Here is a 10,955-nt window from a genome sequence, read left to right as displayed (position 1 = left end):
GAATTTATCGCTCAGAAGGTGCGGGACTGGATCGCTGCCGTCGGTGCCAAGACGGCTTACATCGAACCCGGATCACCTTGGGAGAACGGATATTGCGAAAGCTTCAACGCCCGTTTCCGCGACGAATTGCTCAATGGCGAAATGTTCTACACCTTGCGCGAGGCACAAATACTGATCGAGCAATGGCGAATCCACTACAACACCGTCAGGCCGCACAGCGCATTAGGTCATCGACCGCCCGCGCCAGAAAGCATCGTTCCGATAGACCAGAGGCCCACAATGCACTAACAATTAACCTGGACCACCCGACGGGGGCACGCCAAAGGCAGGAGTTGGTATCTCTTACATGCAAGTGCCTGGAGGCTGTATGGAAACCATGCGGCGCATGAAGGAATGGCAGCTATACCGATTTGCCGAGCCAAGGCACAGAAGCTGATCCGGTCACCAGTGATCTGCCGCCGACTTGCCAGGTTGGGGCTTTTTAGTGCGATCCTCTTGGCCAAACGAGACGATTACCGCTACAACCTCAAGAGATATAATGATGGGGCGATTCATGCACGCACTGAAACTGGATCTGGAGTATTGTTACGGAATTCGGAAGTTGGAGCACGCTTTCAACTTCAAGAATTGCAATGCTGTCGCGCTATACGCACCGAACGGCGAGAGTGTCCGGTCTTCTGTGTAACTGGGATCTGGTCCATGCTTCCTGAGAGGAGCAAGGACGATGACAATTTCCAAGGAACTGCTGGACGAGTTGATGGAGCGGATGCTGGGGGCCGAGTTGACCGCGGCACCGTCCGGAGGTTCCGTTCTGGACTTGGTCTACCAAGAGGCTGACGGCTGCCTCCAAGACGGCGATGCAGCCAACTTTGAGAACAAGATTGTCCTCTCGATAGCGACACGGCTACGGGCAGAGCAGTATATGTTGGGGCGGATCAATGACCCGAGCCTGCCGGGAGACATAGCCGGCAATCAGACGACGGAGCTCCTGAAGCGCTTTCGCCACGATTTCCCCGGAGATGTCGCCATCCCGACCATGGATCGTGTTGTCCTCATGACACCGGAGAACATCCACCTTAACTCCTTCATGTATGAGCCGATCCTCGACATGTCAGACGAGCACCTCCGCAAGATATACGGTGACGTGACAGCGCTCTGACAGGTATCTCTGGGACGAGACCGTGCTCCCGTTAGCAGCGACGGATAACACTCGAGGTAATATTTCGGGAAATACATCCTCTATGCTGAAGCGATAGATAGCCGAGGCTTTGAGACGAGAGAAGCGGCCCCACCTGGCAAATCTGGCATGGCATTGAGAGAATATCTTTGATCAAATGGCTACCGATGGTTCCGCTCTTTGGAAATGAATACTAACCTGCCAGTATGAAAAACATAATTTCTCGAGGCATAGCGAAAACCCTTGCCCGCGCCCGGCCACAGCAACCTGAGAAATCAGAGGCTGACCCGGCGGGTAATATCGGTATTCAAACACCGCGGGACCATTCCGAAATCTTGTCGCGCTGTCTGTCGATTGATCTGGAAGTCGATCCCAAAGAAGCCCGGATATTCGCCTTTGCCGCCGTGCCGGAAGGTGAAGGAGGGGGAATCGTTCATCGGAAAGGTGACCCGAGAGCCGCACTTGAAAAACTCGACTTGTTCTGCGCGGGCTTCGCGCATGTCATTGGGCACAATATTCTCCGCCATGACTTGCCGCATCTCATGGCGGTGTCGCCGCGATTCGCAAGGCTCGCGGACGGAGCGATTGACACGCTTTGGCTAAACCCCTTGGCTTTTCCGCGCAATCCCTATCACCATCTGGTCAAACACTACCACGATGGGCGGCTTCAAAGTGGTCACGTCAACGATCCCGAGTTCGACGCGCGTCTTGTGTTCAAGGTCCTTCGCAACCAGATCGACGCCTTCGTATTGCTGAACATGTTGTCGCCGGAGACGATGATGGCCTATCACTGGCTTTGCTGCCGAGGGCCCGGTAGCAACGGCTTTGATCGGTTGTTCAGCGATGTGCGCGGGGCGTCCATCCCGACTGACGAGGAAGCGCACCGGGCCATTCAGATGATGCTAAACGAGGCGGCCTGCGGCGCGCAGGTGGACGCTGTGCTCGAGCAGCTCTCGGACACCAAGCTGGGCTGGCCGATGGCATATGCCCTTGCCTGGATTTCGGTCGCTGGTGGGGATTCTGTCATGCCGCCTTGGGTGCGGGCGCAGTTCCGTGACGCAGCCCGGCTCGTCAAAGACCTGAGGGACACGAATTGTCGTGATCCGCACTGTGCCTATTGCGCGGAGCACAACGATCCCACCCGTGCACTCGAACGCTGGTTCGGCTTTCCAAGTTTCCGCCCGGAACCGGTCGACGAAAACGGACGCCCGCTTCAGGAAAAGATCGTGGCGGCGGCCATGGAAGGCGACCACCTGTTGGGCATCCTGCCGACGGGCACGGGCAAATCCATCTGCTATCAGATCCCCGCGCTGTCTCGGTTCGACAAGACCGGGGCCTTAACCGTCGTTATATCGCCGCTTGTGGCGCTGATGGCGGACCAGGTTCAGGGCTTGGTGCGGGCCGGAATTTCCTCGGCGGTTACGATTAACGGGCTATTGTCTTTGCCCGAGCGTCAGGATGCGCTCGACAAGGTGCGGCTTGGGGAAGCTGCGATCCTGCTGATTTCGCCCGAACAACTGCGCAGCACAACAGTTCGGTCCGTTCTGGCACAGCGCGAAGTGGGGCTGTGGGTGCTGGACGAGGCGCACTGCGTGTCCAAATGGGGGCACGATTTCCGACCCGACTATCGCTACGTTTCGCGGTTTATTAAGGAAAGCTCAGGCTGCGAACCGGCTCCGGTGCTATGCTTGACCGCAACGGCAAAGCCGGATGTAGTGCAGGACATTCGCAGTCATTTCAAAGAGCGGTTGGGGGCCGAGCTGGCGTTAATCGACGGTGGCGCATCGCGGTCGAACCTGAGCTTCCAGGTTCTGCCAACCCAGCGGGCAACCAAGATGACGGATATCCTCGACACGATCGAGACCCAGCTTCCGCGCGAGGGCGTCTCGGGCGCAGTCGTCTATTGTGCGACCCGAAACGCCACCGAGCGTGTGGCGCAGTTTCTGAAACAACAGGGCATCGCCGCCGAGCGGTATCATGCGGGCCTTAGCGCCGATGAAAAGCGTGAGATCCAAGAGGACTTCCGCGTTGGCAATCTGCGCGTGATCGCGGCTACCAACGCCTTTGGGATGGGGGTCGACAAGCCGGACATCCGTCTGGTGGTTCATGGTGACGTGCCTGGGTCGCTGGAAAACTACTTGCAAGAGGCAGGTCGCGCCGGGCGAGACCGTGATCCTGCAAGCTGCGTCCTTCTGTATAATACAGAAGACGTCGATCGTCAGTTCAGCTTGAGCGCGCGGTCTCGACTCGCGCGGTATGAAATCGGCGCGATCCTGAAGGCGCTTCGGCGCCTTGATACTCGGACCAGAAAAGGCGGTGAGATCGTTGCTACACCGGGGGAAATTGTTCACGAGGAGAAAGACCGGGATTTCCAGCGAGACAGCAATACCGACGATACGCGGGTAAAGACGGCCGTCGCCTGGCTGGAAGAGGCGCACCTTCTGAACCGTGAGGAAAACCGGGTGCAGGTATTTCCCGCCTCGCTCCGGATAAGGAGCATGCAAGAGGCCCGCGAGATCCTTGCATCCGCCGAGATCACCCAGCGGCGGCGCGAGGATCTGGCCGCCATCGTGCAGCATATCATCAACGCGCCGCAAGAAGAGGGCATCACCACGGACGAGCTTTGCGGGGTCAGTGGGCTAACGGTGTCGGGCGTGCGCAAGGCCTTGGCGGATCTCGAGGCCCTGGGGATCGCAAAAGATGATACAAACATCACCATCTTCGTGCATCTGCGCGTCGAGAATGCCTCACCGAAACGGTTCGAGGCGGCATCTCGGTTGGAAGCGGACCTGATCGCGACCCTGAGAGAGCAAGCGCCAGACGCGGACATCGACGAGGCTTGGCCCTGCCATCTGGCCTCAGTGGCACAGGCCCTCCGGGAGCAGGGACACGCCTCCGTGCGGCCCGATGTTGTCGAGGGGTTGCTCCGTGGGATTGCGCAGGATGGCCGCGACATGGATGGCGGCAAAGGCAATATCGGCCTGCGCAAGGTTTCCAGAGGCAGTCTCATGGTGCGAATGCAAAGATCATGGGCGGTAATCGAGCAAACCGCTCAGCTTCGCAGGCAGGCGGCGGAGCGGTTGGTTTCACACTTGATCGACAAGGTTCAGGCCGGCCTGCGTGGGAAAGATCTTCCTGTCGAGACCACGCTTGGCGACCTTCTTGCAGCGATCAACAGCGATGCGCTGTTGCGGGCATCTGTCAATGACCCGGCAAAGCTGATGGACCGGGCGCTTCTGTGGCTGCACGAACAGCAGGTGGTGACTCTGGGCAAGGGATTGTCCGTGTTCCGCTCGGCCATGACATTGCACATCAATCCGAAAGGCGGCGGCTTTACCACCCAGCATTTCGCACCGCTCGAAGATCACTACAGCGAACAGACCGTCCAGACCCACGTGATGGCGGCTTATGCCACCAAAGGCATCGACGAAATCGATCAGGCCGTGCGGCTCGCGCATGATTATTTCGCAATGGAGCAGTCTGACTTCATGAAAGCTTGGATGCCGGGCAAAATTTCTGAATTGAGACGGCAGGCAACGCCCCAGTCCTATGCCGAGATCGTCGACAATCTGGGGAATTCGACACAAGAGCAGATCGTGCGCGACGACCGCGAACAGACCAATGTGCTTGTGCTCGCGGGGCCGGGATCGGGTAAGACACGCGTGCTGGTCCATCGTGTCGCCTATCTGGTCAGGATCAAGCGCGAAGATCCAAACGGTATACTGGTGCTCGCCTACAATCGTCACGCGGCCGCCGAGATCCGGGAGCGCTTGCGTCGACTGATTGGCGAAGATGCTCGCTTCGTAACGGTTCTAACCATCCATGCCTTGGCCATGCGGTTGGTTGGCGCGAGTTTCGCCGGACGGGCAGAGGCCGATGAGCCCGATTTCAAGACGCTTCTGACCGATGCGGCACGCCTCTTGCGTGGCGACGGGCTGGAAAAAGTAGAAGCCGAAGCCTTGCGAGAAACATTGATTCAGGGGTTTCGCTGGATTCTCGTGGACGAATATCAGGACGTCGGCCCAGAAGAATACGCTTTGATCGCTGCGGTGGCCGGTCGCAGCATCGATGACCCCGATCAACGGATCAGCCTGTTCGCGGTCGGCGACGACGACCAGAATATCTACGCTTTCGCCGGGGCATCAGTGCGCCACATTCGGCAATTCGAACAGGAATATTCAGCCAAGCCAGTCTTTCTGACCGATAATTACCGCTCGTCGAAGAACATCATCAACGCAGCGAACGCCGTGATCGAAGGATCTCAGGAACGTATGAAAACAGGGCATGGAATTACCGTCGACCAATCGCGGCAAAAGGACTCGGACGGGGGTATCATGGAAGGCCTCGACCCGGTTGCTCAGGGGCGGGTCCAAATCCTTGGCTGCCCGCCTGGGAATGACGCTCAGGCCCTTGCGGCGATCAACGAGATGATCCGCCTGTCAAAACTGATCCCGGATTGGAGCTGGAGGGGAGCGGCAATCATTTCTCGTGATTGGCGCAAGCTTTTCCCGGTCCGCGACTTCGCCGAAGCCCACGGAATTCCCGTCGAAATGGCAAACGAGAATCTGCCAAGTTTATGGCGCACCCGAGAGATGCAGGGGTTTATCGACAGCCTGCGCGCGAGGCATGGGGCCATGGTCAGCGTGGGCGACCTGACCGAAACCCTGAACGCAATACCCGCAAGCCGTTGGACCAACCGGATCGGCGAGGGACTTGGCCAGCTTGCACGCGAAGTTGACGGCAAAGCGCTCCCGACCCCTGACGTGATCGAATGGTTTGCTGAATGGTCGAAGGATTCATGGGGCGAGCAGCGCGGTCTCAGACTGTTGACCGCGCACCGCGCCAAGGGCCTCGAATTCGACGATGTCGTGATCATGGACGGCGGCTGGGAACGGCCCTCGAGAAACGAAGATCAGGATGCGCCGAGGCGACTGTTCTATGTCGCCATGACACGCGCGCGACGCAATTTGATCGTTATGAGCAACGACAATCACGAATATCTTCCCACCGCGTCGCCTTCCGTTGTCAAGCGGCACGTGGTGCCCGACTTAGCGACAGTCCCCGGCCCACGCCGGTTCTTTCAATCGCCCGAAATGAAGATGGTCGACCTGTCATTCGCAGGACGCCAAGGTGATCGGCACGTTGTTCATAACGCGATCGCTGAAGCTCAGGTCGGCGCGCCAGTCAGGCTCTCCAGTGTCGGGGATCGCTGGCAGATCGAGGATGTTCAAGGGCGTGCCCTCGGGCGGATGTCGAAAGCATTCGCGCCACCGATCGGCACGAAATTCGTCACCGGCGAGATTGCGGCCATAATACATTGGCGCAAAGAAGATGCTGATGAGCGTTTTCATCACGTGCTGAAACGAGCTAATTGGGAAGTCGTTGTGCCTGAACTGGTATTCGAAGAGGTCAAGGGGGCTGAAAGGGTTTCCAGAAGAGATCAGAACGACAAGCAGCGCGGTTAAGCGGTCGTTCGCTCCACTTGCGATAAAGGGCCGCTTAGGGCCGAGCGTGGTCCTTTGAACGCTTGGCGTAGATCGCCCGGGATGCTCAGGTCATCAGCCTTCGGCGCAGCTTATCGTCGGGCGTAGCGCACATGTCGGACTTGCCGAAGCGATACCGATTGTGCGCTATACGGCGATATATCCATTCGCGGAGCCCTCGCGGGAGAACGCGTAACAGGCTGGCGAGCCTTGCTGCACCGCCCAAGCGCTCGCCAATCCGGATGATCGCTTCCATACCGGACCATGCTTGCCCGTCTTCGATAAAGAGCCAGGTCTCAGGGTCCACCGGGTCCAGTCCGTAATGACGCACGAGAGCATCGCCGGTTTTCGACTGGGCGGGGCAGAGGCGGAACGTCCCAGCTTTATCCAGTTTCGCGATTGTGCGCGCACCCCAGGAGCAAAGTGCGCAGTCGCCGTCCATGACCGCTATTTGACCACTGTCGTCGAAGGCAGGAACGGCTGGATCCTCTCGATACGAATAGGCTGTTCTCTCTGCAAGCGCTGCCACTCTACTCTCCACAGTTCTTCGGACCCAGCATGCGTCGTTTCATAAGAAACGACAACAGTGGGCGAGCGTGATCCGCAAATGCCAGTTTGCCAATGCGCTAATTCCGGGCGCGCCGCCAGCCTGCCGCCTGCGCTGCATCTTCCGTGCAGAACCATCTTTCGCCCTTTCTCTCTGTGATACGCGTTTTGTCGTAATCCCGCTGACCTGGCAGGTGATAGATGTGGACGCCATTTCCGCTGATATTGCCCTTAATCCGACAGCCAGTCCTGGAGCTTGCCGATGCGAACGGCCGCGGCACAAGCCGATTCTGGGCATCTAGAGGGACGGTCAAAGCCCCAAGGATTTCAGTTTGCTGATTTCGCTTGCGCCAGTCCCACAGTGCAATGAATGCACCCGACCACAGCCCTGCTTGGCGCCGCTGCGATTCCTGCTCTTGGTCGGCGTAAACATCGGAATAGCGCCGGAAGGCAAGCGCCCAACCGCCAGATACCATTGCCGCGTTGATGTCGGAGCCGTCGACAAAGCAAGTCATGAGCCGCCTTCCATAGGCGTCAACTTCTTTACCGGAGCAGGTAAGCGGCTTACCTCCGATGAGGCGGATCAAAGCATCGCGCGCCAAAATTCCACAGCGATAATTTTTACCAGCACCATCGAGACAAACTTGATCGGTTTCTGGTGCATCGATGCCGTTTAACCGAATTTGACGTCCTGAACCTTAACAGTGTCGCCATCGGAAACTGTCGCGACGCCGGAGATCGCAGCTGCTGAGGTATCTATCTGCGCCAAAAGCGTCGGTGCCGCAAATAGTAAGATTAGTGCGAGTAGGAAGCGAGTATCCATTTCTCTATCGTGCAATATACTTAGAGGAATTGAAAGGCGCGGTAGACCGTGGTCCGACCACATACCTGGCTGCCATGAATAATATTTGTGGAGGATAACGCATCTGGCGTTTCTCGCGGTGGCGTGCCAACAAGTTCGTATGATTGAGTTCGCCCAGCTTCCCGATGACCATCCTGACCTGTCCTTTTCGCCGCTGCTGCGCGCGGCACGTCTGACTTTGACATATGCGGCTGACGAGGGTGCGATCGCGCTGACCAAGACAAAGGCGTTCAAGCGCTCTTTCGTCCACTGGGCGGCGGAGCATTTCGATTGGCCTGGCCGTAGCTATGAAGAGCTGTTCCGATACAATAAAGTCCTCAACGAGTATGACTTCCCGCCGCTTGAACTGCTTCATTTCCTATTGGTCGCTCTAAAGCTCGGGCGCCATTACAAGGGCGAATTCAGGTTGACCAAGAGGGGCAAGGAGTTCTCACAGGCACTCGGTGCGCTCTTTCATGAACTGATCCCCTTCTACATTCTGAATGTTGACCACGCCTCCAATGGAAGGTTCGATGATCGCCCCTTTGGCAATTGGGATGTCTGGCTTAACGTAATCAACGTCGAAGTCGAGAACGGTGCAAGCGAGCGCAACCTTTATGGTGCTTTTTATGGGGAAGGCACTGACGGGGCCAACGCCGGTTGGCGTGAAATTTCTGCATTCTCTCATTGCGTCCTCAAGCCTCTCGAATGGTCGGGCCTGATCTCCGTGCATGATGTGGATGAAGCGGGGCGGTCTGCTCGCATGTGCTTTAAGACATCCCTTTGGCGGTCAGCGCTTAAACTGGACACGGATGATATGCTGGCGCGAGCGACGCAACATTGAGTAGATCTAAACCAATCGACAGTGTGGTCGGCACTATTGGCAGAAGCGCCTTTGATGTGAGATTTCCAAGCTCCGCGGCTTCTTCCCGCTCCGCCGATTTGGTTCTGTGACCCCAATATAGTCGGTCGGATGGTCGGACAGTCGAACCAGCCCCCCCCTGCCCGACTGTCCGACTTGCCCTATCCGCAGATCGTGTTGACCCAAATTATCAAAATGCGATACCAAGCTCTGCATGCTACTGGTTAACATCGAAATCTTTGCCAAGCTGTCGGGGACGTCCTCCGTCAGCGGTTTACTTCTCGGGCCTCGCATCGCTACGCCCAGCGATGCAAACCGTAAGACGCTGGGGGATATGCTGGCGGGCAAGCCGGTTTCAAATCAGCGCTTGGGACGCCTTTTCCTTGGGGTCGTCGACTATCTGCATGCCGAGACTGACCTATACGACGAGATGCAGCAAAAAGCCCGAGAGCTTGTGGGTGAACAGGTAGCCCTGCTTCCTTCGGAGGAAAGTCGACATGCGCGCTCGCTGTTTCTTTGGAAAGGTCTCGCATCCGTCCTCGAACCCGCTGCCCCGAAGACGGCGTTGGCATTGCAGGAGATGGCGCTCAGCTCGGAGAAAATGCACAATATTTACGACGAGCGCGGTCCGTCGGCATTAGCTAAAGAAATCAGTTCGGTCCCGGAAGGAGCATCCTGCAATTTTTTCGAAACCGCAGCCGAACTTTTCTCTGAGGCAAAGAACGTCCAGGCCGGACAGGCCTTTTTCGAGACCTTCGGACTCGCCTCTCTTGTTCTCGGATACACCCATGAGATGGTCGAAAAGAACGGAACAGCCGGGGAGTCACTTGACCTCCTGCCGAAGCTTCTCAGTTCAGAAAATGGGCAGGTTCGGCCGGAAATGAGTTATGCTCTTGCTCTTTCAAACGCTTTGAAGGCGTCCGGTTTGCGACAGACCCAAGCAATCAGCATTGCCTTCGGACCCGGAGAGAACAAACGACGCGACATCCAGCGTCAACTCGTCGGAGGCCGCGTCCCACCCCAGCATGTCATCGAAGCCGCTCTCAAACCGTTGCACCGGGATCTCCCGGGTGACGAGGCGAAGCGGCGTTATGTCGGATTGATTTTGTGCATGGTGATCACGCGCGCTTACAAGCGGCTTGAGAAGATGAGCAATGTATCAGATCCCCGCTTACCATTCCAGTTCGCTCTGGAGTCTTTCTTGGCCCGACTGGATGCCGGGCCAAGACTTGCATAATTAGATTTCGAACTTCCCGGTTTCGTCGATATCCTCAAAATCTTCCGGCCGTTCGTCGAAGCCTCGCGACTGCCAGTAGGCATCGCTATTCGGGTTCATCTGGTTTGCGTGATTGTCGCGTTCGTGCTTTGTCATGGTGCTTCCTTTCTACAGTCGGCCGTTAGTTGACCTGCAAAAGGCATATTGGATCACTTCCGAAAGGACATGTGGAAAAAATGGGAATTTTCGACCGCGACAGCCGAGCCAACACGACTTACGGACACCTCCAAATCATTGGGTTTTTTGAGGTATCTTGATCGGCCATATTCGGCCATATGCTATAGGAGGGCGGTGTCAGAGCAACCTGAGTTGAGATCGGTTATCCGCTGCCCTACGCTGCGCCCATGGAAAAACGTGACCCTTTTCAAGTACTTCAAAACCAGCCTTGAGATCATCCGCCGGGCGGTCATGATGTGCGTGCGTTTTCCGCTATCGCTGCGCAACGTCGAGGACCTGCTCCACGAACGCGGCATAGACGTCAGCCATGAATCCGTCCGCTTTTGGTGGAACAGGTTTGGCCCGAAATTCGCCTCAGAAATCCGACGCTGCCGAATTCAGCGAATGCGGGCCTGGTCGAACTGGCAATGGCATCTGGCCGAGGTGTTCGTCAAAATCAATGGCGAGACCCACTACATGTGGCGCGCTGTCGATCACGAGGGCGAAGTGCTGGACGCCTTTGTTTCAAAGCGGCGCGATCGTAAGGCCGCGTTGAAATTCCTCAGGAAATTGATGAAACGCTATGGTCGGCCCGAACATGTCGTGACCGACAA

At 57.2% G+C, this 10,955-nt stretch carries 9 protein-coding genes; 6 read left to right on the top strand and 3 right to left on the bottom strand.

Annotated features, from left to right (window positions below; translation table 11 throughout):
- The 3 genes from BMZ91_RS20390 to BMZ91_RS20380 all read left to right on the top strand — a co-directional run.
- Positions 1-288 (top strand): integrase core domain-containing protein (locus BMZ91_RS20390; RefSeq protein ID WP_143076428.1); only part of this gene is annotated, 288 nt, incomplete at its 5' end.
- 436 nt (positions 289-724) lie between these two features.
- Complete coding sequence (locus BMZ91_RS20385; RefSeq protein WP_092842426.1) at positions 725-1,159, top strand: hypothetical protein; 435 nt, start codon at positions 725-727, stop codon at positions 1,157-1,159.
- Positions 1,160-1,383: 224 nt separating this feature from the next.
- The gene (locus BMZ91_RS20380; protein WP_245736511.1) at positions 1,384-6,642 is read left to right on the top strand and encodes a RecQ family ATP-dependent DNA helicase; all 5,259 of its coding nucleotides are present in this window, start codon (positions 1,384-1,386) and stop codon (positions 6,640-6,642) included.
- Between the two features lie 85 nt (positions 6,643-6,727).
- Here the strand turns inward: BMZ91_RS20380 and BMZ91_RS20375 are convergent, their stop codons facing one another.
- Both BMZ91_RS20375 and BMZ91_RS20370 read right to left on the bottom strand, forming a co-directional pair.
- The gene (locus BMZ91_RS20375) at positions 6,728-7,189 is read right to left on the bottom strand and encodes a thiol-disulfide oxidoreductase DCC family protein (RefSeq protein ID WP_138924006.1); all 462 of its coding nucleotides are present in this window, start codon (positions 7,187-7,189) and stop codon (positions 6,728-6,730) included.
- A 97-nt stretch (positions 7,190-7,286) separates the two neighbouring features.
- Positions 7,287-7,889, bottom strand: coding sequence for a thermonuclease family protein (locus BMZ91_RS20370; RefSeq protein ID WP_092842424.1), 603 nt, complete (start codon positions 7,887-7,889; stop codon positions 7,287-7,289).
- A 279-nt stretch (positions 7,890-8,168) separates the two neighbouring features.
- Here BMZ91_RS20370 and BMZ91_RS20365 point away from each other — a divergent pair, with 279 nt between their 5' ends.
- Both BMZ91_RS20365 and BMZ91_RS20360 read left to right on the top strand, forming a co-directional pair.
- Complete coding sequence (locus BMZ91_RS20365) at positions 8,169-8,891, top strand: hypothetical protein (RefSeq protein ID WP_092842423.1); 723 nt, start codon at positions 8,169-8,171, stop codon at positions 8,889-8,891.
- A gap of 232 nt (positions 8,892-9,123) precedes the next feature.
- Positions 9,124-10,146 (top strand): hypothetical protein, encoded by a 1,023-nt coding sequence (locus BMZ91_RS20360; protein WP_092842422.1) that lies wholly within the window; start codon positions 9,124-9,126, stop codon positions 10,144-10,146.
- Here BMZ91_RS20360 and BMZ91_RS22000 read toward each other — a convergent pair whose 3' ends face one another.
- The gene (locus tag BMZ91_RS22000) at positions 10,147-10,281 is read right to left on the bottom strand and encodes a hypothetical protein (RefSeq protein ID WP_281243410.1); all 135 of its coding nucleotides are present in this window, start codon (positions 10,279-10,281) and stop codon (positions 10,147-10,149) included. It lies immediately after the preceding gene.
- Positions 10,282-10,539: 258 nt separating this feature from the next.
- On the opposite strand from BMZ91_RS22000, the gene BMZ91_RS20355 reads away from it, so the two are divergent.
- Positions 10,540-10,955, top strand: a 416-nt coding sequence (locus BMZ91_RS20355; protein WP_143076427.1) for an IS6 family transposase, incomplete at its 3' end; no start/stop codon positions are given.

Source organism: Roseovarius lutimaris, from assembly GCF_900115165.1.
Lineage (GTDB): Bacteria > Pseudomonadota > Alphaproteobacteria > Rhodobacterales > Rhodobacteraceae > Roseovarius > Roseovarius lutimaris.
The sequence above is the reverse complement of the archived record's forward strand: the minus strand, read 5'-3'. Positions and strand labels throughout refer to the sequence as shown.

Bases quoted from the DNA above. Each gene is read 5' to 3' on its own strand.
- BMZ91_RS20385 (WP_092842426.1), top strand. From the start codon at position 725: ATGACAATTTCCAAGGAACTGCTGGACGAGTTGATGGAGCGGATGCTG.
- BMZ91_RS20380 (WP_245736511.1), top strand. From the start codon at position 1,384: ATGAAAAACATAATTTCTCGAGGCATAGCGAAAACCCTTGCCCGCGCC.
- BMZ91_RS20365 (WP_092842423.1), top strand. From the start codon at position 8,169: ATGATTGAGTTCGCCCAGCTTCCCGATGACCATCCTGACCTGTCCTTT.
- BMZ91_RS20360 (WP_092842422.1), top strand. From the start codon at position 9,124: ATGCTACTGGTTAACATCGAAATCTTTGCCAAGCTGTCGGGGACGTCC.
- BMZ91_RS22000 (WP_281243410.1), bottom strand. From the start codon at position 10,281: ATGACAAAGCACGAACGCGACAATCACGCAAACCAGATGAACCCGAAT.